This is a genomic window from Mesorhizobium sp. M0701 (genome assembly GCF_040320365.1).
GTDB lineage: Bacteria > Pseudomonadota > Alphaproteobacteria > Rhizobiales > Rhizobiaceae > Mesorhizobium.
In genome coordinates this window covers 35,495-58,769 of the sequence record NZ_JAMYPO010000013.1, presented here as the reverse complement: position 1 = coordinate 58,769, position 23,275 = coordinate 35,495, and the positions used below count along the sequence as shown (strand labels likewise).

The 23,275-nt window shown below is 62.8% G+C and carries 24 protein-coding genes and 2 pseudogenes; 13 read left to right on the top strand and 13 right to left on the bottom strand.

Annotated elements, in window-relative coordinates; all coding sequences use genetic code 11:
* Positions 1-66 precede the first annotated feature (66 nt).
* Positions 67-1,706 (bottom strand): annotated as a pseudogene (locus NKI24_RS15150) (Na+/H+ antiporter).
* Between NKI24_RS15150 and NKI24_RS15145 the strand changes: the two are divergent.
* Positions 1,701-1,838: a hypothetical protein gene (locus tag NKI24_RS15145; RefSeq protein WP_352449299.1), complete on the top strand. Its 138-nt coding sequence runs from the start codon at positions 1,701-1,703 to the stop codon at positions 1,836-1,838. The pseudogene NKI24_RS15150 and the gene NKI24_RS15145 sit on opposite strands and share 6 nt — an antisense overlap.
* Here the strand turns inward: NKI24_RS15145 and NKI24_RS15140 are convergent.
* The 4 genes from NKI24_RS15140 to NKI24_RS15125 form a co-directional block, all read right to left on the bottom strand.
* The gene (locus tag NKI24_RS15140) at positions 1,835-3,088 is read right to left on the bottom strand and encodes a L,D-transpeptidase family protein (RefSeq protein WP_352746331.1); all 1,254 of its coding nucleotides are present in this window, start codon (positions 3,086-3,088) and stop codon (positions 1,835-1,837) included. The genes NKI24_RS15145 and NKI24_RS15140 overlap by 4 nt on opposite strands.
* A gap of 337 nt (positions 3,089-3,425) precedes the next feature.
* A complete protein-coding gene (gene ldtR / locus NKI24_RS15135; RefSeq protein WP_023674486.1) occupies positions 3,426-3,941 on the bottom strand; it encodes a transcriptional regulator LdtR in 516 nt (171 codons plus the stop codon).
* A gap of 202 nt (positions 3,942-4,143) precedes the next feature.
* Positions 4,144-4,566, bottom strand: a complete 423-nt coding sequence (locus NKI24_RS15130; protein WP_352746329.1) for a DUF6163 family protein — start codon at positions 4,564-4,566, stop codon at positions 4,144-4,146.
* A complete protein-coding gene (locus NKI24_RS15125) occupies positions 4,563-5,606 on the bottom strand; it encodes an enoyl-CoA hydratase/isomerase family protein (RefSeq protein ID WP_352746326.1) in 1,044 nt (347 codons plus the stop codon). The genes NKI24_RS15130 and NKI24_RS15125 overlap by 4 nt, the downstream gene beginning before the upstream one ends.
* Before the next feature lie 145 nt (positions 5,607-5,751).
* On the opposite strand from NKI24_RS15125, the gene NKI24_RS15120 reads away from it, so the two are divergent.
* The 3 genes from NKI24_RS15120 to NKI24_RS15110 all read left to right on the top strand — a co-directional run bounded on the left by NKI24_RS15120 (position 5,752) and on the right by NKI24_RS15110 (position 8,738).
* Positions 5,752-6,576 (top strand): DUF8605 domain-containing protein, encoded by an 825-nt coding sequence (locus NKI24_RS15120; RefSeq protein ID WP_352472018.1) that lies wholly within the window; start codon positions 5,752-5,754, stop codon positions 6,574-6,576.
* Positions 6,577-6,662: 86 nt separating this feature from the next.
* Positions 6,663-7,694: a porphobilinogen synthase gene (hemB, locus tag NKI24_RS15115; protein ID WP_352542426.1), complete on the top strand. Its 1,032-nt coding sequence runs from the start codon at positions 6,663-6,665 to the stop codon at positions 7,692-7,694.
* A 396-nt stretch (positions 7,695-8,090) separates the two neighbouring features.
* Positions 8,091-8,738 (top strand): dihydrofolate reductase family protein, encoded by a 648-nt coding sequence (locus tag NKI24_RS15110; protein WP_352472020.1) that lies wholly within the window; start codon positions 8,091-8,093, stop codon positions 8,736-8,738.
* A 48-nt stretch (positions 8,739-8,786) separates the two neighbouring features.
* On the opposite strand, the gene ppk2 is transcribed toward NKI24_RS15110, so the two are convergent.
* Entirely contained in the window at positions 8,787-9,707 is a 921-nt protein-coding gene (gene ppk2, locus NKI24_RS15105) for a polyphosphate kinase 2 (protein ID WP_352472021.1), read from the bottom strand.
* Positions 9,708-9,975: 268 nt separating this feature from the next.
* Here ppk2 and NKI24_RS15100 point away from each other — a divergent pair, with 268 nt between their 5' ends.
* On the top strand, positions 9,976-11,019 hold the full coding sequence (locus tag NKI24_RS15100) for an aldo/keto reductase (protein WP_352472022.1): 1,044 nt from the start codon (positions 9,976-9,978) through the stop codon (positions 11,017-11,019).
* 113 nt (positions 11,020-11,132) lie between these two features.
* Positions 11,133-11,291, top strand: a complete 159-nt coding sequence (locus tag NKI24_RS15095) for a hypothetical protein (protein ID WP_254817539.1) — start codon at positions 11,133-11,135, stop codon at positions 11,289-11,291.
* 51 nt (positions 11,292-11,342) lie between these two features.
* Here NKI24_RS15095 and NKI24_RS15090 read toward each other — a convergent pair whose 3' ends face one another.
* On the bottom strand, positions 11,343-11,600 hold the full coding sequence (locus tag NKI24_RS15090) for a DUF982 domain-containing protein (protein ID WP_023674477.1): 258 nt from the start codon (positions 11,598-11,600) through the stop codon (positions 11,343-11,345).
* Positions 11,601-11,696: 96 nt separating this feature from the next.
* Positions 11,697-12,359, bottom strand: a complete 663-nt coding sequence (locus NKI24_RS15085; RefSeq protein ID WP_352746321.1) for a GntR family transcriptional regulator — start codon at positions 12,357-12,359, stop codon at positions 11,697-11,699.
* Between the two features lie 195 nt (positions 12,360-12,554).
* Between NKI24_RS15085 and NKI24_RS15080 the strand changes: the two genes are divergently transcribed.
* On the top strand, positions 12,555-13,805 hold the full coding sequence (locus NKI24_RS15080; RefSeq protein ID WP_352746318.1) for a multidrug efflux MFS transporter: 1,251 nt from the start codon (positions 12,555-12,557) through the stop codon (positions 13,803-13,805).
* Positions 13,806-13,858: 53 nt separating this feature from the next.
* Positions 13,859-14,227, top strand: coding sequence for a DUF423 domain-containing protein (locus tag NKI24_RS15075; RefSeq protein ID WP_352472028.1), 369 nt, complete (start codon positions 13,859-13,861; stop codon positions 14,225-14,227).
* Between the two features lie 26 nt (positions 14,228-14,253).
* Here the strand turns inward: NKI24_RS15075 and NKI24_RS15070 are convergent, their stop codons facing one another.
* Both NKI24_RS15070 and NKI24_RS15065 read right to left on the bottom strand, forming a co-directional pair.
* Positions 14,254-14,397, bottom strand: a complete 144-nt coding sequence (locus tag NKI24_RS15070; protein WP_352746316.1) for a hypothetical protein — start codon at positions 14,395-14,397, stop codon at positions 14,254-14,256.
* A gap of 57 nt (positions 14,398-14,454) precedes the next feature.
* Positions 14,455-14,598, bottom strand: a complete 144-nt coding sequence (locus NKI24_RS15065; protein WP_352472030.1) for a hypothetical protein — start codon at positions 14,596-14,598, stop codon at positions 14,455-14,457.
* A 163-nt stretch (positions 14,599-14,761) separates the two neighbouring features.
* Between NKI24_RS15065 and NKI24_RS15060 the strand changes: the two genes are divergently transcribed.
* Entirely contained in the window at positions 14,762-15,844 is a 1,083-nt protein-coding gene (locus NKI24_RS15060; RefSeq protein ID WP_352682066.1) for a LacI family DNA-binding transcriptional regulator, read from the top strand.
* A 23-nt stretch (positions 15,845-15,867) separates the two neighbouring features.
* On the opposite strand, the gene NKI24_RS15055 is transcribed toward NKI24_RS15060, so the two are convergent.
* Positions 15,868-17,043: an OpgC family protein gene (locus tag NKI24_RS15055; RefSeq protein ID WP_352746311.1), complete on the bottom strand. Its 1,176-nt coding sequence runs from the start codon at positions 17,041-17,043 to the stop codon at positions 15,868-15,870.
* A gap of 215 nt (positions 17,044-17,258) precedes the next feature.
* On the opposite strand from NKI24_RS15055, the gene NKI24_RS15050 reads away from it, so the two are divergent.
* A complete protein-coding gene (locus NKI24_RS15050; RefSeq protein ID WP_352746308.1) occupies positions 17,259-17,933 on the top strand; it encodes an alpha/beta hydrolase in 675 nt (224 codons plus the stop codon).
* 9 nt (positions 17,934-17,942) lie between these two features.
* Here NKI24_RS15050 and sthA read toward each other — a convergent pair.
* Positions 17,943-19,315 (bottom strand): annotated as a pseudogene (sthA, locus tag NKI24_RS15045) (Si-specific NAD(P)(+) transhydrogenase).
* Positions 19,316-19,526: 211 nt separating this feature from the next.
* Between sthA and NKI24_RS15040 the strand changes: the two are divergent.
* The 3 genes from NKI24_RS15040 (at position 19,527) to NKI24_RS15030 (ending at position 21,918) form a co-directional block, all read left to right on the top strand.
* Positions 19,527-19,997 (top strand): RDD family protein, encoded by a 471-nt coding sequence (locus tag NKI24_RS15040; protein WP_352746305.1) that lies wholly within the window; start codon positions 19,527-19,529, stop codon positions 19,995-19,997.
* 138 nt (positions 19,998-20,135) lie between these two features.
* Entirely contained in the window at positions 20,136-20,900 is a 765-nt protein-coding gene (locus NKI24_RS15035) for an arginyltransferase (RefSeq protein WP_352746302.1), read from the top strand.
* Positions 20,901-21,021: 121 nt separating this feature from the next.
* Positions 21,022-21,918 carry a DMT family transporter gene (locus NKI24_RS15030; RefSeq protein WP_023674463.1) on the top strand — a complete coding sequence of 299 codons (897 nt, stop codon included), beginning with the start codon at positions 21,022-21,024 and terminating at the stop codon, positions 21,916-21,918.
* On the opposite strand, the gene NKI24_RS15025 is transcribed toward NKI24_RS15030, so the two are convergent.
* A complete protein-coding gene (locus tag NKI24_RS15025; protein ID WP_352621043.1) occupies positions 21,906-23,126 on the bottom strand; it encodes an AI-2E family transporter in 1,221 nt (406 codons plus the stop codon). The genes NKI24_RS15030 and NKI24_RS15025 overlap by 13 nt on opposite strands.
* Positions 23,127-23,275: the final 149 nt, after the last annotated feature.

The following is a 23,275-nucleotide window of genomic DNA, read 5'->3' as shown; positions in this document are numbered from 1 at the left end:
TTTCGGCCCGCCACGTTTGCAGCGCGAAATTTGCTAGCCGGATTGCGCCAGAGAGACTGGCAGCCTCTATTTCCTTGCCTGCCGGCCCTTCAGCAGGGCCTCGGTGAGCGTGATCTCGGTGAACAGCGCCTGCATCGTATGGTCGTTAATCTGGCCGCTGCGAAACATTGCGCGAACCGCTGCGCGTTCGGCCTCAATGCCCGCCAGCCTCAATTCGAGCTCCAGCCGTCCGGCCTCGCGGGCCTCGGCGCGCGCCTCGTCGGCCTCGTCGGAGGCAGCGATGCGGCGACGGTAGCCGGCGACGATGCTGTCGGCGGCGGCAAGCCGGGCGCCGGGTGTTTCCCCTTCATCGCTGTCGGTCGCGCCGGCCATGCTCTCGATGCGGGCGATGGCGGCCTTGGCCGCGCCCACGCGCGCAAAACGCTCCTCGGCAGCGCCAGGATCCTCGCCCGGCTCGACCAGCCCGCGTGCCACCTTGGGCAAGGCAAGGCTGGCAATGAGCAGATGATGACGCCTGCGGCGAGGAAGATCACCACGTCGCGCGCCGGAAAGGGCGAACCATTCGGCGTGGTGAGCGGCAGCGACAGGATGCCGGCCAGCGTGATGGCGCCGCGCACGCCGGCAACAGAGCCGGCGATCCGGACCCGCAGCCCGAACGGCTCGGCCTTCTGCTCGCGTAATCGCGCCGAGACGCGCGTCGCGATGTCGCCGACCCAGATCCACAGGAAGCGCAGCCCGATCAGGCATAGTGTCAGCGCGACCACCGTGGCGATTGGCTGGATGACCGGATAGCGGCTGCCGAGCTCAGGCGGCACGTTGCCGATGATTTCGGGAAGCTGCAACCCGAGCAGGATGAACAGCGCGCCGTTGAAGACGAAGGATAGCGTCGTCCACAGCGATACGGTCTGTATGCGCGCCGAGACGCCGAGAAAGCGGAAAATCCCGGAGCCGCCGGTGAGCACTCCGGCCGTGACCGCCGCCAGAATGCCCGAGGCGCCGACATTCTCGGCGCCGAGATAGGCGATGAACGGCAGCAGGACCATGACCAGCACCTGCGCCTCGGCCGGCACGCCGCCGATACGGTTCAGCAATTGCAGCACCTTGGCGGCGACGAACAAGGCAGCCACGCCGGCCAGGATGCCGGCAGCGACGGCATAGAGGAAAGTCACGGACGCCGCGACGAAGGAGAAGCTGCCGGTCAAGGCAGCTGCCACCGCAAAGCGGAACATCGCGAGGCCCGACGCATCGTTGAGCAGCGCCTCGCCCTCCAGGATGTGCATCAGCCGGGCCGGGACCAGGCTCTTGTCGACGATCGAGGAGACGGCCACCGCATCCGTTGGGGACAGCACCGCAGCAAGTGCGAAAGCGACGACGAGCGGGATGCTCGGGACAAGCCAGTGCAAAGCGTAGCCGAAGCCGACAATGGTGAAGAAGACCAGCCCGATGGCGAGGTCGAGGATCGGCCCGCGCAGCGCGATCAGTTCGCGCTTGGGCGCACCATAGGCGTCGCTGAACAACAGCGGTGGGATGAACACCAGCAGAAACAGCTCGGGATCGATCTCGACATGCATTCCGCGCACCGGCCAAGCCAGTGCCGCGCCGATGGCGATCTGCAGCACAGGTAGCGGAACCCGCACCGGCCGGACCAGCGCGCCCGAAACGGCGACGAAGATGAGCACGACCAGAATGAACATTGCGAAATGCATGATGCGATTTCCGAATACGGCACCGCGCGTTCTTTTGCCGGCGATCAGTCCAGCAAAGCTTGCCGCGAAAGACTCGGCAACGAAAAAGGCCGCCCTTCCGGCGGCCTTTTGCAAATGAGCTCAACTGCTTAGAGCGCGGATGTGATCTGCAGCTCGTTGGCTCCGTCGAGGCCGTAAATGTCGTCACGGAACTGGACCACGCCCGGCCCTGTCGACCAGGCCGAGACGTAGAGAAAATAAACCGGCACCGGATTGGTGACCTGCACCGGCGTGTTCTCCCCGGTCTTGATCGCCGCCTCGAAATGCTGGCGATCCCAGCCCGGCGTGTCGCGCAGAATCCAGGTGACGAGGTCGCGCACGTTCTGAACCCGCACGCAGCCAGAGGAATCGAAGCGCATCAGCTTGCCGAACAGGCTCTGCTGCGGCGTGTCGTGCATGTAGACGCCGTCCGGGCTGGGGAAATTGATCTTGACCGAGGCCATCGCGTTGCCGGAACCGGGATCCTGGCGGAAGCGGTATTTGGCGGCATCGTCGGTCGACCAGTCGACCGTCATTGGGTCGACCTCGCTGCCGTCCGGCGCAAACAGGCGGATATGGCTATCCTTGAGATAGTTGGGGTCCTTCCGCATCAGCGGAATGATGTCCTTGCGCACGATCGAGACCGGCGCGTTCCAGTACGGATTGACGATGATTTCGTTGATCTTGGAATTGACGATCGGCGTCTGGCGATCGATCTTGCCGACGATTGCGGTGTGGCGCAGCACAACGCGGTCGTTCTCGACAGCCTCGATCTGCGCCGCCGGGATGTCGACCAGAACATAGCGGTTGCCAAGCGTGCCGGCCCGCTCACGCAGCCGTTGCAGATTGGTCTGCAGCTGACCAAGCCGAACCGGCGCCGACACGTTCATTGCCGCGAAAGTATATTTGCCCGTGGTTCCGTCGGCCGGCAAGCCGTGACGCAACTGGAAGCGCTTGAGCGCCGAGTCGACGTAAGAATCGAATGCTTCCGAGAGCCCGGCGCTCTGCGCCAGGTCGCCCGATATCATCAAGCGCCTGCGCAGCGGCACCACATCGGGATCCTCGACGCCAAGCTGCAGCTTCTTGGTGTCTGGAACCTGCTCCCAGCCGCCTTGCGCGACGATATTCTGATACTGCATGATCACCTGCTCGGTGAAGGATACCGTCTGCAGGCTGAAGATCGGCAGCGTCGAGGCAACCTTGCCGCCTTCGCTGGCACGCGCATCGAATTGGTCGTCCCAATTGCCGCGCGCCGAGGATTTCAGGATATCCTCGATCACATCCTGCGCACTGGCGCGGCCGGCGACCATTGCGGCTGCGAGCGCGGAGGCTCCTGAAAGGAAGAAACGGCGGCTGGTTCTCATGGACGTTCCAGACATTCTTGCTACAATTCAACTCACCGGGCGGTCTCGCCCGCACTCTAGAGTTGGCTTCTTAACAATTAGCCAACCAGGCCCGCATCACTTCGGTGTAAAACCACAGGGGAAGTGACTTGAGCACAGGACAAATGCACGGCTTTGGCCCCAGCATCACCCGCATCTTCGGTTCCATTGGAATATGGCGGCAACGTGGCTGTTGCTCGAATTTGGATCGGCCGGCCTGACGAAACGGGAAGACCGGTGCTTTTCGGCACCGGCCTTTGGTCCACTCCGCGGCAGCACTTCCGTAGTCCAGCGTCAGATCTAGATGCGGCGGATGCGATTACATCCGGTAGGCGATGGTATCGTTCCAGAACCGATCCAGGCGCTGCAGGGCGCGGTTCATCTGCTTGAACTCTTCCGTGTTGATGCCGCCAACCTGCTCGATCGAACCGACATGGCGCTCGTAGAGGCCGGCGACGACTTCCGCCACCTCATTGCCCTTCGGCGTGAGCGAAACCCGCACCGAACGGCGGTCGATGCGCGAGCGCTGGTGGTTGATGAAGCCGAGATCGACCAGCTTCTTCAGATTGTAGGAGACATTCGAGCCGAGATAATAGCCGCGCGAGCGCAGTTCGCCGGCGGTCAGCTCCGAATTGCCGATGTTGAACAGGAGCAGCGCCTGGATGGCGTTGATGTCGGAGCGACCGTTACGGTCGAATTCGTCCTTGATCACATCAAGCAGACGGCGATGCAGCCGCTCGACCAGCTGCAGCGATTCCATGTACAGCGAACGGATCGCCTCGCGGCGGTCATCGGATACGTTGGCGGTCTTCGCCGCCGGACGCGAATTGATCATTGTCTTTGCCTCTCGTTTGTCGCCCGGTGATTTTTTGTTCTTCACCTTGATCGCGACACTATCGAATACTCATAAAATTCGACTTAAACGCCAAGGCTAACAAGAGCTTACCGGTAAGGGGTTTCGAAAGAGGCTTAACGGACGGTCACCCGAGCAAGGATAATTAACCTAAAGATTTAGCCAACGATCCTGGCCGGAATTGCTATCGCCGGGGTTGCCGCTTCTGGATCCAGATCACCACGCGGAACACCATGTAGAGCAGCGCCACCGCAAGGTGCGAGGCGACGATCAGCGGCCGGTGGCCGAACAACTCGGGGAAGCCAGCATACATGACGCACTCGGTCACCGCGCAGATGAACCAGATCACCGGCCCCCAGGACGCCAGCATCCACAGGCCGGCGGCAGCGAACGGAAAAAACACCGCCAGCACCACCGCCGCCACCTGCCAGTGTACCGGCATCAGGTCGAAGCGCCACAACGGGCCGGGGTAAAAGCCGATCAGCCGGATCCAGTACAAGATGCCGAACAGCAGACAGTAGCCGGCGATGACGCGCTGGAACCAGGCGAAGATGACCTCGATCGTCGAGGGCTGCAGCACCACGCGTCTCGAGGCGACCTCGCTCACAGCTTCAGTTCCCGTTCGCCGAGCGATGCGAAATAGGCGTCGACGTTGGCGGCGTTGACGTCATCGATACCTGCCGGCCGCCATTGCGGCGTCGAGCCTTTATCGATGATGGCGGCGCGGATACCTTCATAGAAGTCGTGCCCGGCAAGCATGCGGTTGAGGATACGGAACTCCATTTTCATGCACTCGTCCATCGACAACGTCTGCCCGGCGCTAATCTGGCGCCATGCAACATGCAGGCTGGTCGGTGAACGTGTGCGGATGGTGGCCAGCGTCTTTGCCGCGAACTCGTCGGCAGCGGCTGCCCGCTCCAGACTGGCGACGATATCGGCCAGCGACGGCTGCGCGAAATGCCGGGCGATGGCTTCCAGCGTCGGCCTGTCGGTCTCGCGCCTGGCCGGGACGAAGCAGCCGCGCAGCACCGATTCCGGGTCGCCGCTTTCCGCCAGACGGTCGAGGAAGCCGGCCTGGTCCTCCGCCTTGATCGTATGGGTGGCGAGGCCCGAGCACAAAGCATCGCCATAGCGGATGCGGTTGCCGGTCAGCGCCAGATACATGCCGAAGCTGCCGCCGAGATCCGGCAACAGATGGCTGGCGCCGACATCCGGGAAAAAGCCGATGCCGACCTCGGGCATGGCAAACTGGGCGTTTTCGGTCAGCACTCGCTGCGAACCATGGAAGGAGATACCTACGCCGCCGCCCATGACGATGCCGTCGATCACCGCGACATAGGGTTTCTTGAAGCGGGCGATGCGGGCGTTCAGCCGGTATTCATCGGCGAAGAAATCGACCGGAGGCCTTCCTGCGCGGCCGGCTTCGTAGATGTGGAGGATGTCGCCGCCCGCCGAAAATGCCCTGCCCTCGGCCTTGACGACGACAACGTCGACGCCGTCGTCGCGCTCCCAACTGCGCAGCGCCTTGTCCAGCGCCTTGACCATGCGGTGGGTTACGGCATTGAGCGCCTGCGGCCGCGTCAGCGTGACGACGCCAGCCCTGCCCAATCTTTCGAAGCGAATCTCGTCGCCTCCGCCAAAATCCATCGCCAGAGAATCCCTCCCCGCGCCCGCCGGGAGTGAAGTGCTAAAGCGTGGCGCATGGCCGCGTCAATGGCGGCGGCCAATCCGCTGCATGGTCGTCGGCGTCACCCAGTGCTAATGCTGGCGCTTTGAACCGGAAGGTTGAACCATGCCTTGGTTGCCGCGCCTTGCTGTTATGGTGGTCGGCCTGATCGCTGCGAACACTCCTCCCGTATCGGCCGAAACCGTCGACGAGCTCTATCAATCGCAGACCATCGTCACCGGTCAGGGCGAGGTCAACAGGCAGATCGGCTTCAAGGCCTGCCTCGATGCAGTGCTGGTTCGTGTGTCCGGCGATCAGCGGCTGCCGAAGAGAACTGAGATGGCGGCGCTGCGCGACAAGGCCGGCAGCTTCGTTGCCGAATTCCGCTATCGCGACCGTCTCGAAGGCATTCCAATCCATGACGAACAAGGCACCCATGACCGGCCGCATGATCTCACTTGTCTGTACAGGCCTGACGTTATCGATCCGGTGCTTGCCGCGCTTGGCAGCAAACCATGGCTTGGCGAGCGGCCACGCCTGGCAATTTTCCTGGCGGCGGAGCAAGGCACAAGGCAGTTCGTGCTGACCGCCGACGATGAGCGCGGGGCGGCGATGCGCGAATCCTTCGTCAATGCCACCGGTCCGCTGGTCATGCCGATTGTGTTTCCCGAAGCGTCACTGCTGTCGGCCTCGAAGCTTGACGACCAGGCCCTGCGCCATGCCGATATCACGACGCTGGACCAGCTTGCCAGGAAGGCCGGAGCCGACCAGGCGCTCGCCGGCAGTATCGTCTGGAGCGACAAGGAACTGGGCTGGATAGCCGACTGGCGGCTTGCCTTGAATGGCAAGAGCTACAATTGGCAAGTGCGCGGCGTCAGCTTCGACGAGGCATTCCGCGTCGCCATGCGGGGTGCTGCGCAGATCCTGTCGGGCAATGGCCAACCAGAATAGCACCCGACAGGACCCTGGCACAATCGTGTCGCATTGGTCAGCAGCGGAGGCTCGTGGTAAAAGCCGCCCGATCCGGAGTTTTTGCGATGAACAAATTCACCCCTGCAAAGCCTGCCGGCGCGCGCAGCGTCGACGAGATCACCGGCAGCCGGCGTCTGCGGCGCATGCGCAAGGCCGATTGGTCGCGCCGCCTTGTCCAGGAGAACCGGCTCTCGGTCGACGATCTGATTTGGCCGATCTTCGTCGTCGACGGCAGACAAGTGCGCGAACCGATCGCCGCCATGCCCGGCGTGTTCCGCCTGTCGCTCGACCTCGCCGTCAAGGAGGCCGAGCGCGCGGCCAAGCTTGGCATTCCGGCGATCGCCACTTTCCCCAATGTGGAGCTCGGCCTGCGCGATCAGACCGGTTCGCACATCCTCGATCCGGAAAACATCATCAACCGCGCCACCCGCGCTATCAAGCGGGCGGTGCCGGAGATCGGCATCATCACCGACGCGGCGCTTGACCCGTTCACCTCGCATGGCCATGACGGCATCTTGCGCGAGGGCATTATCGTCAATGATGAAACGGTGGAGCAAGTGACGGCGGCGGCCGTCATCCAGGCGGCGGCGGGGGCCGACATCATTGCCCCCTCGGACATGATGGACGGCCGGATCGGTGCCATCCGCGATGCGCTCGACGCCAATGGATTTCAGGATGTGGCGATCATGTCCTATGCGACCAAGTTCGCATCCGCTTTTTACGGCCCCTACCGTGAGGCGGTCGGCACCGCCGGCCTGCTCAAGGGCGACAAGAAGACCTATTATATCGATCACGCCAATTCCGACGAAGCGGTGCGCGAGGCCGAGCAGGATCTGGCCGAGGGCGCCGACATGCTGATGGTCAAGCCCGGCCTGCCCTATCTCGACATCATCCGCCGGCTGAAAGTCGAGTTGCAGATGCCGACCTTTGCCTATCAGGTCTCGGGCGAATATTCGATGATCAAGGCCGCCGCCGCCAATGGCTGGATCGACGGCGAAAAGGCGATGCTGGAATCGCTGCTCGCCTTCAAGCGCGCCGGCTGCGACGGCATCCTGACCTACTTCGCGCCGGAAGTGGCGGCGATGCTCAAGGGGTGATGCGCCTTTGTAGCGTCTACATCGAGTAGTGTTCGTTCGTCCAAAGCGCGACATGGAACGCCGTAGGACATCGCTTCAAGTTTACGCTGCCCCTCGTTGCCCTGCCGGGTATTTCTCCCCGTAAAGTGGCAGGGAGAAAGACGCGTTCGTAAAAGATTTTACCAATCTCCAGCGTTGCAAAAACATCGACGTTGCGGCCGGCCCCTTCTCCCCGTCACTATACAGGGAGAAGCTGCCGGCAGGCGGATGACGGGCGGCGCCGACATTGAGATTGGTTATTCCAACATGATTTGGAAGCGATTGCCCCGCCAGCAAAAATACCGCTTGCAAAATGCAATCAGTTAAGCTACCCCGATAACTGCTTGCATGTCACAATTGGTTATCGAGGAGGCTCCCATGTCCAAGCTTCGCGTCAGCGCTTTCACCCTGTCGATCGACGGCTTCGGCGCCGGTCCCGACCAAGACCTGAAGAACCCGCTGGGTGTTGGCGGAGAAGCCCTGCACGAATGGATGTTCGGCACCCGCACCTTCCGCAAGATGGTCCTCGGCAAGGATGGCGGGACCACGGACACCGACGAGGCGTTCGCGGCACGCAGCTTCGAAAATGTCGGCGCATGGATCCTCGGCCGCAACATGTTTGGGCCGATCCGCGGCGAATGGCCGGATGACAGCTGGAAAGGCTGGTGGGGTGACAACCCACCCTACCACGTGCCGGTCTTCGTGCTCACGCACCATGCGCGTGATCCTATTGTCATGGAGGGCGGCACGACCTTCTATTTCGTGACCGACGGCATCCACTCAGCGCTGGAGAAGGCGAAGGCAGTGGCTGACGGTAAGGATGTACGGCTGGGCGGCGGCGTTTCTACGATCCGGCAATATCTCAAGGAAAAGCTCATCGACGAAATGCATCTGGCGATCTCACCGGTCCTGCTAGGCGCCGGCGAGAGCCTTTTTGCCGGCATCGACATGCCCAAGCTCGGCTATCGCTGCAGCGAGCAGGTCGCGACGCCGAAGGCCACGCATGTCATCATCGAGCGCACCTAGCTTGTTGCAGGGTGCCGCCATGGAGCGGCGCCCTCCTCGCCGCTTTAGTCAGTACTTCTCCGGCACATACAGTTCGCGCGGCAGTACCTGGCGCTCGTATTCGGGATTGAAGACGCGCTCCGGCAGTGTGATCTCCTCGTGCGGCACCTCCTCATAGGGCATCTGCTTGAGGAGATGGTCGATGCAGTTCAGCCGTGCCCGTTTCTTGTCGTTGCCCTCGACGATGAACCACGGGGCTTCCGGGATATTGGTGCGGGCGAACGTTTCTTCCTTGGCCTTGGTGTACTGCTCCCAGCGCACGCGCGACTGGAGGTCCATCGGCGACAGTTTCCATTGCTTCATCGGGTCATGGATGCGCATCAAAAAGCGCATCTGCTGCTCCTCGTCGGTGATCGAAAACCAGTATTTGACAAGCGTAATGCCTGAGCGGACCAGCATGCGTTCGAAATCCGGAACGTCGCGGAAGAACTCCTCGACCTGATCCGGCTGGGCAAAGCCCATTACCCGCTCGACGCCGGAGCGGTTGTACCAGGAGCGGTCGAACAGCACGATCTCGCCGCCGGCCGGCAGATGCGGAACGTAGCGCTGGAAATACCATTGCGACTTCTCGCGCTCGGTCGGCGCCGGAAGTGCTGCGACGCGGCAGATGCGCGGATTAAGCCTCTGGGTGATGCGCTTGATAACACCACCCTTGCCCGCCGAGTCGCGGCCCTCGAAAACCACGACGAGCTTCTTCTTGTGATAGGCGACCCAGGACTGCAGCTTGATCAACTCGGATTGCAGCGTGATGAGATCGCGAAAATACTGCAGGCGGTCGATCGATGGCGGATGTGCATTCTTGTAGATCTTGGCGATCTCCATCGACAGCGCCGGCTCCGAGATTTCCAGCTCATAGTCTTCATCCAGCGTGTCGGCGAGTTCCGCTTCCAGCCAGTCCCTGGCCGGGGAATTCTGTTTTATCTCGGTCATTTACGCTGCTCCGCTTACAGGCCTTGCCGGCCGCTGTCAGGCGCTCTGCCGCCCGGCCCGGCGGCCGGAAATCGAAGCGCTGGACCGACCGGCAATGACGGTTTTATTGCAGTCACTACTGAGCTGGCTGTGCGTTTCAATCCGCAAGATGTGATCGAGCTTGCCCTGCGGAACGGGCGACAAGCGGAACGAATTATCCTACAAATAGCCGGTTCATTGAGGGCTGTCGTCTGCAACGCCCTTTCCCGATAAATTGTGAGGATACGACATGGAATACCGCACTCTCGGCCGTTCCGGGCTGAAGGTTTCAACGCTGACCATGGGCACCATGACGTTCGGCGGCGGCGGCGCGTTTTCGGCGGTCGGCAAGACCGACCTCGACGAGGCGCGCCGGATGATCGACCTTTGCATCGATGCCGGCGTCAATGTCATCGACACCGCCAACGTCTATTCGAACGGCGTGTCGGAAGAGATCATCGGCGAGGCGCTCGGCGGCAAGCGCAAGGGCGACGTGCTGATCGCCTCCAAGGCGCGCATGCGGATCGGCAAAGGCCCCAATGATGAAGGCCTGTCGCGCTACCATCTGATCCGCGAATGCGAGAGGAGCCTGAAGCGGCTCAGGACGGATGTCATCGACATCTATTTCCTGCACGAGTGGGATGGCCTGACACCGCTTGAGGAAACCATCGCCGCGCTCGACACGCTGGTCGCGCAGGGCAAGGTCCGTTATGTCGGCTGCTCCAATTATTCCGGCTGGCAAGTGATGAAGGGGCTGGGGATCAGCGACCGTCATCACCAGCCGCGCTTCGTCACCCAGCAGATCCATTACACGTTGGAAGCGCGCGAGGCCGAGTATGAATTGTTGCCGATCTCGGTCGACCAAGGGCTCGGCGTGCTGGTCTGGAGCCCGCTTGCCGGCGGGTTGCTGTCCGGCAAATACCACCGTGACCAGCCGACCGCCCGCCAGCTCAGCGGCTGGTCGGAACCGCCGATCCGCGACGAGGACCGGCTGTGGCGGATCGTCGACACGCTGATCGATATCGGCAATAATCACGGCGTGTCGGCGGCGCAGGTGGCGCTTGCCTGGCTGCTCGGCCGGCCCGCTGTCAGTTCGCTGGTGATCGGCGGACGAACCGAAGCCCATTTCAAAGACAATATCGCCGCTGCAAGCCTTGTGCTTGCCGATGAGGAGCGCACACGGCTCGATGTGGTCAGCAGGCCGCCCGTGCTCTATCCCTACTGGCACCAGCAATTCACGGCAAAGGACCGGTTCGGGCCGGCCGATCTCGTTCTCGACCGCGACGGCGCCTGAAAAGCCGGGCTCTCCGGACTGCGCCGAGATATGGAGCCCGATCGTGCCTTGCGGTGTTGTGTTTGCGGTCCAATGCTCCTAGGCAAAGGCCAAGCACAACGAAAGGAAACGATATGGCACGAGCACCGAACTACGGTCAGGAACGCAAGGAACGCGACCGGCAGAAGGCTGCCAAGAAGGCGGAAAAGCAGGCTGCCAAGGTCGCAGCCAAGGAGCGATCGAAGCCCGAGGGCGAGAGCGAGTCCCAAACCAAAACCGAAACGGCAGAGTGATGATATCCGGGCTGCCAGGCGGGCCGGGCCTCGGTCAAATCCCGCTATGCCTCAGGCAGGCGCCTTGTCGCTGACGAAGACGTTCACTTCACGAGCGGCGGCAATGAAGGCCCGTCTTGCGTTCATGGCCGGCTTGTCGCCGGCCAGCGCATCATGACAGGCTTGCAACGCTTCGCGGTGCTTGGGGCTGCGCTTGCCGGGCCAATTGTTGAGGAGGTAGTCGGAAGCCTCGCGGGCCGTACGCAAGAGCTGATTGCTTCCCGCCGCGCCCTTGACGGTCACGGGTGTGTCAAATCGGTTGTTTTCCATCGCCGCTCTTACGCCATCGGCATTTGCGAAGCGAGACCGAAAGTAGCATTCTTCGCTCATCTGCTCTTTTCGTGATCAATGGCAGCCGATCCTCACTCAAGCGACGACGGCAAATCCACGGGCGCGCAGGCCGCGCCGGTCGTTGCGCACCGAGGTCACCAGCCGGTCGCGGCTGCCGATGATATGGGCCGAAAGCAGGCGGGCGGCGGTATCGGCATCGCCGGCCCGCACCGCCGACAGAATGGCATGGTGTTCGGCCCAGGCACGGCCAAGCGCTGCCTCGTCGCGAACCTCGAGCCAGCGGGCGCGCGACAGGCGCGTCATCGCATCGCGAACCGCTCTGAACAGGAACTCGTTGCCTGACAGGCGTGCCAGCTCGATATGAAAATCCATGCCGACACGATGCCATTCCTCGCGCGGGGTTTGGTCGTCGCAGGAATCGAGCATAGCCTCGATAATTTCGACGGCACTTCTGTCCTGCAAGGTGCAAGTCAGCCTGACTGCCGCGACCTCGACCGCCTCGCGATAGACGGCGATCTGCTCCAGCTCGGCAAGATTGATTGGCGAGACCGTCCAGCCGCGGCCGTCGCGGCAGATCAGGCCTTCGGTCTCGAGCCGCAGCAACGCAGCCCTGACCGGCGTGCGCGAGGCGCCGAAGCGGCTTTCGACCCAGCGCTCCGTCAGCCGCTCGCCGGGACCAATCTCGAGCCCGAGGATCATCTCGCGAAGCTGCTTTTCGACGTTCTGCATCTGCGACATTGGCGTTCCGTTCAGGTCATTCGTTCCGGCAATCGGGTCACTGGCCGGCGTTGGCCGATCACGCCGGCCTTTGTCGATCATGTTTGAGAGGCCCGCATTGACAGCGACGGGGCTTGCGTTCATGACAGATACCAGCTGGTATCCCAAATTGGTATCCACAGCAAGTTTCATGCAAGCTGGCCGGACAGGACAGACATGCCGCAAGACGCCAACCGCGCCACGCACAACGTCCACTGGCGCCGCAATCTCGCCGTGTGTTTTGCCGGCTCGTTCAGCACGCTTGTAGCGATGACGCTGCTGTTGCCCTTCCTGCCGCTTTACGTCGAGCAGCTGGGCGCAGAGGGCCATGCGGCGATCGTGCAGTGGTCGGGCGTCGCCTACGGCGCCACCTTCCTTGCCGCCGCGCTGGTCGCGCCCCTGTGGGGGCGGCTAGGCGACCGCTACGGCCGCAAACTGATGCTGGTGCGCGCCAGTTTCGGCATGGCGCTGTGCATGTCGCTGACCGGCATGGTGCAGACTGTCTGGCAATTGGTGCTCTTGCGCCTGCTGATCGGCTTTGCCGGCGGCTATTCTTCGGGCTCGACCATCCTGGTTGCCATGCAGACGCCGAAGGATCGCTCCGGCTGGGCGCTGGGCGTGCTGTCGGCCGGTATCACCGCCGGTGCCCTGGTCGGTCCGCTGCTCGGCGGCGCGCTGCCGCCGCTGATTGGCATCCGCGCCACATTCCTGCTCGCCGGCGGCGTCATTTTCCTGGCGTTTCTGGCAACCACCTTGCTGATCAAGGAGGCGCCTCGCCCGGTTGCCGCCAAGGCCGCGTCAGAAGAAAAAGTGAAGGACAGCTGGTCGCAGATTCCCGACAAGCGCCCCGTCGTCACCATGCTGGCGACCGGCATGCTGTTGAGTTTCGCCACCATGTCGATCGAGCCGATCATCACCGTCTATGTCCAGCAGCTCATCGAAGATCAGAGCCAGGTCACGCTGGTCTCCGGCATCGTCATGTCCGCGGCAGCGCTCGGCGCCATCCTGTCGGCGTCGCGGCTCGGCAAGCTCGCCGACCGTATCGGCCACTGGAACGTCATCGTTGCCGCACTCGCCGTCTCGGCGCTGCTGCTGATCCCGCAGGCCTTCGTTACCCAGGGCTGGCAACTCGTCGTCCTGCGTTTCCTGATGGGCCTGGCGCTTGGCGGTCTTTTGCCCTGCATCACCAGCGTCATCCGCCACAATGTGCCCGACGGGGTCGGCGGCAATGTGCTGGGCTTGTCGATCTCGGCGCAATATGTCGGGCAGGTCGCCGGACCGTTGCTCGGCGGCTTTGCCGGCGGCCATTTCGGTATGCGCTCGGTGTTTCTCGGCACATCCATTCTGATGGCGGGCGGAGCGGCCTATAACTGGCTGGTCCAGTCGCGCCGCGAGCGCGACATGCTGGCGGAAGCCGGCAAATCCTGACACGGTTCGCAGCACTATCTCAGGCGGTCGCCAGGAATCACGGAGGCGTGGACATGAGCACGGATGAACACGCGGCAGGCGGCCGCATTCTGGTTTTTGCCGGCGGCCTATGCGGCGCGGCTGGCGTGGCGCTTTCGGCGGCGGCGGCGCATCTCGGCGGCGCTTTCGTCGGTACGGCCGCATCCTTCCTGCTTTTGCATGCGCCGGTCTTCCTTGCCGTCGGGCTGCTCGGTGGCAATAGCATCCTGCGAACCGGAAGCCTCATCCTTCTCGTCGGGCTTCTGCTGTTCTCGGGAGATCTTTTGGCCCGCGACTTCCTTGGCTCGCGGCTGTTCCCGATGTCGGCGCCGATCGGCGGCACGTTGCTCATCGGCGGCTGGCTGATGATGGCCGCCTCGGCGCTGGTGCGGCCGCGCCCTTGACGCGGCAGCCAGATTCGCCGGTTCTGTCAGTCTTGGCGACGTTCGGGCCGGACTTGGCCGTCGCGTCTGGCCGTTTTGACCACACGCCGCCGCTCCGGCCGTTCGGTGGCCGGCGATATGCCCCAATAATTGCGATAGATGTCTTCGAACAGATGCTTGATCGGGTGCATGGCTTAATTTCCTTTTTGAATCGATCCAATCAGCGGGCACAAAAAATAGGCCGCCGATCAGCTCCGCTTGCGTCCTACGAGGAAACGCAGGTCGCGAATCCACGGACCGGTCCTGTCGCGCCCCTTGCGGGCCTCCGCGCTCGAGCGGATGCTCCAGTCGTTCCGGTAAATGTCCTCGAACAGATAATTGACGGGGTGCATGGCACTCTCCTCTTGTATCGATCCAATCTGCGGGCAAAACCGCTCTTGGATCGATTCAAGAATATGCGTCACAGCATAAATGTCAAGCAAAAATTTGAATCGATCCAAGGAAGATGTTAGGTAATCGGCACTACTGTCGGACAGGAGTCCTGGAGACGAACAAATGACATCACCCACCGAGGGCAGCAGGAGGCCCATCCGGCTGGCGGACATTGCCAAAGCCGCGGGCGTATCGCACGGCACTGCCTCCAATGCCTTCAGCCGTCCCGAAATCGTGCGCGAGGAAGTCCGCGAGCGGGTCAAGGCGGCGGCCGAGGCGCTGGGCTACGCCGGCCCGGATCCCAAGGGCCGGCTGCTGCGCGCCGGCAAGGTCAATGCAATCGGCGTCGCCACAACCGAGCCGCTGTCCTATTTCTTCGACGACCCGTTTGCCCGCGTGATGATGGCCGGCATCTCGGAAGCCTGCGACGCCACCGGCGCGGGGATAGCCCTCGTGTCGGCTGGCAACGAGGAAAAACTTGCCTGGAATATCCAGAGCGCCCTCGTGGACGGCTTCATCCTTTTCTGCATCGAGGGCGGTCCGCGTCTCGTTGAGCTGACGCGCGAACGAAAGCTCCCCTTCGTCGCGCTCGAGCTCGGCTCGCAGGACGAGACGGTCTCGGCGATCAGTATCGACAATGTTGCCGGCGGCCGGCTCGCGGCGCGCCATCTGGCGGAACTTGGACATCGCCGCTTCGCTGTGCTGTCGCTGGCCTTCGCCGACGACAGCACCGGTCTTGTCTCGCCCGAGCAGGTCCGGACCGCGGTCTATACCGGAACCCGTGACCGCCTCCTCGGCTATTTCGAAGAGCTTTCCCGGTTTGGTGTCGACACCGCCAAGGTGCCGGTCTACGAGACGGAAAACGATAAGGCGAGCACAAGGGCCGGTCTCGAAACCATCTTCGCCTCGGCGGAACCGCCGACCGCCATCCTGGCGATGTCGGACCGGATCGCGATGGTGGCATTGGAATGGCTCAACGCACGGGGCATCGCGGTTCCCCGCGATATTTCCGTCGTCGGCTTCGACGGCGTGCCTGAAGCCGCAACTTGCGAGCCTCCGCTCACCACCATCGCCCAGCCGATCGCCGAGATCGGCCGCCGGGCAGCGCGAAGAATCCTCGACTTCGACGGCACCGTGCGGCGAGAAACGCTCGACGTCGAACTTGTCGTCAGGGCATCGTCCGGACCGCCGCCAAGTACAGGCTGACTGGGGCAGATCGGCTCCAAATCTTACCTATTGGCCGCCATGGGACCGATGCCAAAGGATGGACGGACAGGCGGCGCCTCGTTGCGGACCGGCTTGCCCTTGCCGGACCAGCCGATGGCGGACAGCCACTCCAGATAGAAGGCGAGCGCGAACTGCATGGCGATGCCGGCGGCGAGCAGCAGACTGTCATAGGCAATGCCGCCCGGGTTGATCAGCTTCATCACCTGCGCCGCCATGGCAATCACCGTGCCGGCAATGAAAACCGGCAGCGAGCGTTTGCCCAATATGGCGAGCGGATTGTCGCGGCCGGTGCGGAACAGGTTCGAGACGAAAGGCAAGGCGACGACCAGATAGCTCATCGCCAGGATGTGCAGCAGCCGCGGCAACGACAGGAACGTCTTGTCGAAACCGGTCAGCACCACCGGCAGGTCAAGCCATGACACATGCCCCCACAGCGGGCTGTGCACCCAGACGAGCGCCGTCAGCACATAAGCGGCCGCCGCGCCGACCAGCCAACGATTGACCGGGATGGTGCCGCCGCGCCGCACATGCAACACGCTGGCCATGCCGATATTGAACAGCAATTGCCATGACAGCGGATTGAGGAACCAGAAACCGGGCTCCGGGTAGTTCGGCGGCGCGATCTGGTAGATACCGGCAATCAGCCAAAGGGCCGCGGATACGGCAAGCGCCGCCGGCGGCCTGTAGCTGATGAACAGCAGGAAGGCCGGCGCCATCAACAGCAGGGCCGCATAGACCGGCAGTATGTTGTTGTAACCGAGCTGATGGCCGAGCGTGACGATGCCGACGAGGACTTGCGGCGGGTTCCTGACGAGCGGCTCGATGTTGATCAGGGTCAGAAGGTCCGGCCGTTTCGCAAACACCGCCGCTGCGCAGAAGATAGCCATGACCACCATCGTCGTGACGATGTGGGTGACATAGAGCACGCCGGCGCGGCGCCACATCTTCAGCGTTGCGACCAGCCGGTTTCCCGGCTGGAATTTGGTGCCGTAGGCAAGAGCGACGGACATGCCGGAGATCAGCACGAAGGCCTCGGCCGCATCCGAAAACCCGAAATTCTTGTAGGTCAGGGTTTCGAAAACGGTGCCCGGCACGTGGTCGATGAATATGGTCAGGAGGGCGAGAGCCCGGAACACGTCAATACGCGTATCGCGTTCCGGCGAAACTGGCATGGTCATCGATAAAAGGCCTTAAAGCTGGTTGTTTATGCCCGGCATGCGATCACTCGGGCGACCACCCGGCGCACACTGCTTCGATCCCCCCGCGGGGATTATATCGGCAAAGAAACGGACTGAAATGCGCCCGGTTCAATCAACTTTCGCGGAGCTTGAAAATATTTCGTTTTGAAGCCGGCAAATTAACGAAAGTAACGCGAAATCAAAAGGATGTGACTATGGCCGAGGAGAGCCTCGAAGACGGTATTCTGCAGGAAAATTCAGGCTTTCTCTACCGGCTCCTTCGACCCGCCAACTTACTCGGTGACTGGCTGTTCCTGTTGCATGGATCGGGTGTCGCCGAGACGACCTTGCTGCCGCTTGGTCGGCAAATCGCGCCGCATGCGGTGCTGGTTGCGGTCCGTGGCCGCATTCCTCAGGAGGACGGGTTCCGTTGGTTCACGCGAATCACCCCGACGCGATTCGAGCAGGCAAGCATCCGCGCGGAGGCGGAGGCATTCGCGGCCTTCGTCGCCGGCGTCGCGAAGCGACACCGCTTCGATCTCCGTCGCGCGACCTTTCTCGGTTATTCGAACGGCGCCAACCTGGTCTCAAGCGTCATGCTGCTGCATCCGGGCCTCATCGAGCGCGCCGCATTGCTGCGTCCGATGCCGGTGCTCGACGAGGTGCCGCCGGCCGACCTGTCGAAGGCGAGGGCTCTGATCGTCGCCGGCGCCGCCGACCTGACCTACGCGCCATTCGCGCCGGTGCTGGTCGCTCTACTGAACTCGCATGGCGCCAAGGTCGAGGCCCACACCGTCGCCTCCGGCCATGAAATTGGCGATCCGGACGCCGACATCGTCAGGCAATGGCTGGCGGATCCTGCGGTCGCCGTTGCAGCGTCGGATCGATGAGCCCCGAAGCTACCCTCGCCCCATGCGGTTCCAGGCGTCCAGCCCGGCGATCTTGTAGGCTTCGGCCAGCGTCGGATAGTTGAAGGTGTTGTTGACGAAGAAGTCGACGGTGCCGCCGAGATTGATGACCGCCTGGCCGATGTGGATGAGTTCGGTCGCGCCCTCGCCGACAATATGGGCGCCGAGCAGACGGCGTGTTTCGATCGAGAACAGAAGCTTGAGGAAACCGGTGTTGACGCCCATTATGTGGCCGCGCGATGTCTCGCGGAACCGCGCCACGCCGACCTCGTAGGCGGCACCACTCTCACGCACCTGCTCCTCGGATTGCCCGACCGTGGAGATTTCCGGCACGGCGTAGATGCCGTAGGGAAAGGTTTCGGGCGGCGACAGCAAGGGCACGCCGAAGGCATGGCAGGCGGCCACCCTGCCCTGCTCCATCGAGGTCGATGCCAGGCTCGGAAAGCCGATGACATCGCCGGCGGCATAGATGTTGGGCGCGCTGGTCTGGAAGGTCTGCGGATCGACCTTGATGCGGCCTCGCGAATCAGCCTCGATGCCGACGGCGTCGAGCCCTAAATTGCCGACATTGCCGGTGCGTCCCGCGGCATAAAGCACGATCTCGGAACGTATGGTGCGGCCGTCGGCCAGCGTCACCCCAGCATAGTCGGGTTTCGAGGCGATCTCCTTGACGGCACTGCCCAATCGGATGGTCATGCCGCCATGAAGTCGTCGACGATCTCGCGGTCGACGAAATCCAACATCGTGTTGCGCGGCTCGACCAGTGTCACCGGAACGTCGAGTGCCGAAAAGATTGTCGCATATTCGACGCCGATGACGCCGGCGCCGATCACCGTCAGCGTGCGCGGTAGCCGGTCGAGCTCCAGCATCTCGTCGCTGTCGAAGATCCGTGTCTTGTCGAACGGCACGTCGCGCGGCCGGTGCGGCCGGGTGCCGACCGCGATCAGCGCATGGGCGAAGCCAACCTCGCTGTAGTCGCCGGTGTCGGTGGTCAGGCTGACCTTGTTGGGGCCGAGGAATTTTACCGCGGCGCGCGCACTCTTGACCGTGTTGCGCATGAACTGGTGCTGCAGCACCTCGACCTCATGGTCGAGCGTCTTGTGCAGGCGCTCGACCAGATCGCCGACCGAAATGTCCTGCTTGACGCGGTAGCCGCGTCCATAAAAGCCGCGCTCGCGCCAGCCGGAGAGGTTGAGCACCGTCTCGCGCAACGTCTTCGACGGTATAGTGCCGGTATGCACCGAAACGCCGCCGAGACGCCGGCCCCTGTCGACCACCAGCACCGACTTGCCGAGCTTGGCCGACTGCACCGCGGCGCGGCGCCCGGATGGGCCGCTGCCGATGACCAGCATGTCGTAGTCCATGTCGCCCCGTCCCCTCGGCTCGGCGCGCTTTGTTGCGCCGCAGCAAACTAACGCTATCCGCGCCATGAATTCAACAAGTCAGACGGCCCCAGGCACTCCGTCACCATCTACACGGCGGCGAAAGGCTCGATCTTGATTCCGCCGCGAACCTTCACCATTTCACCAAGAAGCGGCCCGTGCATTAATCCGGGTTCGATTACGAGGAAATGACATGAACGCACGCGTTCTCGACGGCGAAATCATCACCAGCAGGCTCGAAGATGTCCGCGCCTATGAGGGCGTGCGCACGCGGCGCATTCTCGCCTTTGTCATCGATTATTTCATCGTCGCGCTGCTCACCATTCCATTCGCGATCCTGGTGTTCCTGTTCGGGCTGTTGACGCTCGGCCTCGGCTGGATGCTGTTTTCCATTCTCGTGCCGGCCGTCGCCATCCTCTACATCTGGAACACGCTCGGCAGTAAAGACCAGGCCACCACCGGCATGAAGATGATGGGCATCCGGCTCGACCGGCTCGACGGCAGCCCCATCGACGGGCTGACCGCCGTCGTGCATTCGGTGCTGTTTTGGGCCGGCAATGTCATCCTTTCGCCGCTCGTCCTGCTGGTGAGCCTGTTTTCCGACCGCAAGCGCACGCTGCACGACCTGCTGCTCGGCACCGTCGTCAGCCGCAGCGGCCGCTGAGCAGACTTTTGAAGCGCGGCCGCAGCCTTTGCGCACAAATGTGAAGACGTCCAATCAACCAGGCTTTCACAATCCTGTTGAATTTTTCGGCGTCCGCGCCAAAGGTAGAGCGATTCGCAGGAGTGTTTCCAAGGCTCGATGACGCAGCACCCGACCCAGTCGCCGCAGTTCTTTCTGACCGCGCCCTCGCCATGTCCCTATCTCGAGGGCCAGTTCGAGCGCAAGGTGTTCACACACCTGGTCGGCGACAAGGCCCCGGAGATGAACGATCTGTTGACGCAGGGCGGTTTCAGGCGGTCGCAGAACATCGCCTACAGGCCGGCCTGCGAGACCTGCCGCGCCTGTGTGTCGGTGCGCATCCTGGCGCAGGAATTCACCGCCGGCCGCAACATGAAACGCGTCATACAGCATAATTCGGATCTGGTCGGCGCCATGCACGACGCCGAGCCCTCCACCGAGCAGTATTCGCTGTTCCGCAGCTATCTCGACGCCCGCCACCGCCGTGGCGGCATGTCCGACATGACCGTGCTCGACTACGCCATGATGGTCGAGGATACCCATGTCGACACCAAGGTCATCGAATACCGTCGCCGCGGACCTGACAGCTTCATCACCGGCAAGGGCCAGGGCGAGCTGATCGCCGTGGCGCTTACCGACAAGATGGCCGATGGCCTGTCGATGGTCTATTCCTACTTCAACCCGGACTTCGAGGACCGTTCGCTCGGCACCTTCATGATCCTCGATCACATCGCCCGCGCCAGGGCGATGGGCCTGCCCCATGTCTACCTGGGTTACTGGGTCAACGGCTCGCGCAAGATGAATTATAAGATGCGCTTCCAGCCGCAGGAGCATCTCGGCCCGAAAGGCTGGGAACGCTACAATCACGAAGCGGTTTCGCGCTGATCTTCGCTTTCGGTATTCACTCTTAAATTGTTTCGAGGAGGATGCCGCTGGGCTTCCAGCCGATCGGCTGGAAAACCGGCCGGTCAATTTTGCGCCTCCAAGCCTACGCGAGAATTGCCGCATGTCTTCCCACAACGACCACCAGAGAGGCCTTCTGATCACCGCCATCGGCGGGCTGACGCTGACCGTCGACATTCCGCTGATCCGGCTCGCCGACGGCGAGGCGTGGACGATCCTGCTGTTGCGCACCGGCACGACCTTCGTCGCCACGCTTATCATCTGGGCCGCCTGGCGCTCGCTGAGCGCAAAGGCACCGCAGCTTGTGCCGGGCTGGTCAGGGCTCATCGTTGCCGGCCTCTACGGGCTCGGCTCGATCGCCTTCATCACCGGTGTCTACAATACCTCGACAGCCAACCTCGTTTTCATCCTGGCGTTCACAACCATGTTCGCGGCCCTTTTGTCATGGCTGTTCCTGAAGGAGAGGCCACGGCCCCTGACGCTTGCAGCGCTGGCACTGATGATCGTCGGCGTGACGATCATTGTCGGCGATTCCGTTGGAACCGGACATCTCTTCGGCGACCTGATGGCGCTATGCTCGGCTTTCATGATCGCCGCGGCCATCACCATCTCGCGCGCCAGCGGCAAGGATATGGGTTTCACGGCGCTGATCGGAGTGGTCCTGCCGCTGGCCGTCGCCACCCTGATGGTTTCCAAGGTGGGTTTTCACGTCAACGCGCCATGGTGGATCGTCTTCAACGGTGCCGTCATCATGCCGATCTCGTTCTTCTGCCTCGCCAACGGCCCGAAATACATCTCCGGGCCGGAGGTGGCGATGTTCTACCTGCTTGAAACCGTGCTGGCGCCGGTCTGGGTGTGGATGATCTTCGCCGAAACACCGTCGCGCAACAGCCTGATCGGCGGCGCGATCCTCATCATGACCTTGATCGGCCATTCGCTCTGGCAGTTGCACGAGGGGCGCAAGCGCCGCGCCACGTTCGCCGTCAGTCACCCGGCCTGATTCTTTTTCGCGGCGGCGCGTCCGGCGACAATTTCGATCTGCGGCGGCGCGTCATCGTGCTCCGCCGGTTCGGCGGCAGCGAGTTCATCGGTCAGTTCCACTTCGCGCAGCCATTCGCGCCAGATTGCGACCAGCAGCGCCATCAGCACCGGGCCGATGAACAGGCCGAGAAAGCCCATTGTCTTGACGCCGCCAATCAGGCCGAAAAAGGTTGGCAGGAAGGGCAGCTTTATCGGCCCGCCGACCAGCTTCGGGCGCAATGTCTTGTCGACGATGAAGAGTTCGACCGCGCCCCAGATGAACAGCGCCAGCCCCGCCATCGGCGAGCCGCTGGCGGCGAGATAGATCGACACCAGCGTGAAGGACAGCGGTGCGCCGCCGGGGATCAGCGCCATGATGCCGGTCAGCGCGCCGAGCGTCACCGGCGACGGCACGCCGGCCAACCAGTAAGCGATACCCAGCACCAGCCCTTCGCCGATGGCGATAACGGTCATGCCGGTCACCGTAGAGGAGATTGTCGCAGGCACCACGCGTGAGATCCGTTCCCATCTGGCCGGCAGGATGCGTTCGCCGAGGCGATCGACCTGTCCGGCGAAATGCTCGCCGTCGCGATAGGCGAAGAACAGCGCGATCATCATGAATAGCAGCGTCAGCAAAAGGCCGAAGGCGCTGCCGCCGGCGGCAAGCACGCCGCGATAGATGCTGCCGATATTGGCGCCACTGATCAGCTGGATCAGTTCGCCGATTCCGCCGGGGTGGCCAACGTTGACCGTCCATTGTTCATTGAGCCATTCGCCCACCACGGGCATGGTGGCGATCCAGTGCGGCGTCGGCGCACCGTAGCGGTTGGTCTCTATCGCCCAGTTGACCCACTCGCGCACCTCATTGATGGCGTAGGTGCCGGCAAGCGCGATCGGCACCACCAGGAAGGTCAGGATGAACAAGATCGCAAGCGTCGCAGCGATGGTGCGGTTGCCGCCGACGCCGGCGAGCAGCCGCCGATAGAGCGGCCAGCTGGCGAAGGCGATAACCAGGGCGGCAAGAACCGGGAACAGGAAGCCGTGGAAGAAATAAACGCCGGCGGCAACGATCAGCACCAGGAGCCAGCGCGCCGCCGACAGCGGCGGAATGACAGCGGCCCTGAGCGGCGTCGACAGGCCAAACAGACGCTGCTGCCGCTCCGGCTTCTGGATCCTGACTTCCTTCAAGCGGCTACCTCTCCCTGGCCCATCGTATCGCTTATGCCCTGATATAGTGCAGCAATCGTGACGACATTCCAAATGTTTGGGTGGAGCTGCTAATCTCCCCCCTTGAGGGGGAGATGGCCGGCAGGCCAGAGGGGTCGCCGCGCGTGAGA

Excerpts from the sequence above, each read along its gene's own strand:
- NKI24_RS15145 (WP_352449299.1), top strand. The coding sequence starts at position 1,701 with ATGCATGATGCGATTTCCGAATACGGCACCGCGCGTTCTTTTGCCGGC.
- NKI24_RS15140 (WP_352746331.1), bottom strand. The coding sequence starts at position 3,088 with ATGAGAACCAGCCGCCGTTTCTTCCTTTCAGGAGCCTCCGCGCTCGCA.
- ldtR (WP_023674486.1), bottom strand. The coding sequence starts at position 3,941 with ATGATCAATTCGCGTCCGGCGGCGAAGACCGCCAACGTATCCGATGAC.
- NKI24_RS15125 (WP_352746326.1), bottom strand. The coding sequence starts at position 5,606 with ATGGATTTTGGCGGAGGCGACGAGATTCGCTTCGAAAGATTGGGCAGG.
- NKI24_RS15120 (WP_352472018.1), top strand. The coding sequence starts at position 5,752 with ATGCCTTGGTTGCCGCGCCTTGCTGTTATGGTGGTCGGCCTGATCGCT.
- hemB (WP_352542426.1), top strand. The coding sequence starts at position 6,663 with ATGAACAAATTCACCCCTGCAAAGCCTGCCGGCGCGCGCAGCGTCGAC.
- NKI24_RS15110 (WP_352472020.1), top strand. The coding sequence starts at position 8,091 with ATGTCCAAGCTTCGCGTCAGCGCTTTCACCCTGTCGATCGACGGCTTC.
- ppk2 (WP_352472021.1), bottom strand. The coding sequence starts at position 9,707 with ATGACCGAGATAAAACAGAATTCCCCGGCCAGGGACTGGCTGGAAGCG.
- NKI24_RS15100 (WP_352472022.1), top strand. The coding sequence starts at position 9,976 with ATGGAATACCGCACTCTCGGCCGTTCCGGGCTGAAGGTTTCAACGCTG.
- NKI24_RS15095 (WP_254817539.1), top strand. The coding sequence starts at position 11,133 with ATGGCACGAGCACCGAACTACGGTCAGGAACGCAAGGAACGCGACCGG.
- NKI24_RS15090 (WP_023674477.1), bottom strand. The coding sequence starts at position 11,600 with ATGGAAAACAACCGATTTGACACACCCGTGACCGTCAAGGGCGCGGCG.
- NKI24_RS15085 (WP_352746321.1), bottom strand. The coding sequence starts at position 12,359 with ATGTCGCAGATGCAGAACGTCGAAAAGCAGCTTCGCGAGATGATCCTC.
- NKI24_RS15080 (WP_352746318.1), top strand. The coding sequence starts at position 12,555 with ATGCCGCAAGACGCCAACCGCGCCACGCACAACGTCCACTGGCGCCGC.
- NKI24_RS15075 (WP_352472028.1), top strand. The coding sequence starts at position 13,859 with ATGAGCACGGATGAACACGCGGCAGGCGGCCGCATTCTGGTTTTTGCC.
- NKI24_RS15070 (WP_352746316.1), bottom strand. The coding sequence starts at position 14,397 with ATGCACCCGATCAAGCATCTGTTCGAAGACATCTATCGCAATTATTGG.
- NKI24_RS15065 (WP_352472030.1), bottom strand. The coding sequence starts at position 14,598 with ATGCACCCCGTCAATTATCTGTTCGAGGACATTTACCGGAACGACTGG.
- NKI24_RS15060 (WP_352682066.1), top strand. The coding sequence starts at position 14,762 with ATGACATCACCCACCGAGGGCAGCAGGAGGCCCATCCGGCTGGCGGAC.
- NKI24_RS15055 (WP_352746311.1), bottom strand. The coding sequence starts at position 17,043 with ATGACCATGCCAGTTTCGCCGGAACGCGATACGCGTATTGACGTGTTC.
- NKI24_RS15050 (WP_352746308.1), top strand. The coding sequence starts at position 17,259 with ATGGCCGAGGAGAGCCTCGAAGACGGTATTCTGCAGGAAAATTCAGGC.
- NKI24_RS15040 (WP_352746305.1), top strand. The coding sequence starts at position 19,527 with ATGAACGCACGCGTTCTCGACGGCGAAATCATCACCAGCAGGCTCGAA.
- NKI24_RS15035 (WP_352746302.1), top strand. The coding sequence starts at position 20,136 with ATGACGCAGCACCCGACCCAGTCGCCGCAGTTCTTTCTGACCGCGCCC.
- NKI24_RS15030 (WP_023674463.1), top strand. The coding sequence starts at position 21,022 with ATGTCTTCCCACAACGACCACCAGAGAGGCCTTCTGATCACCGCCATC.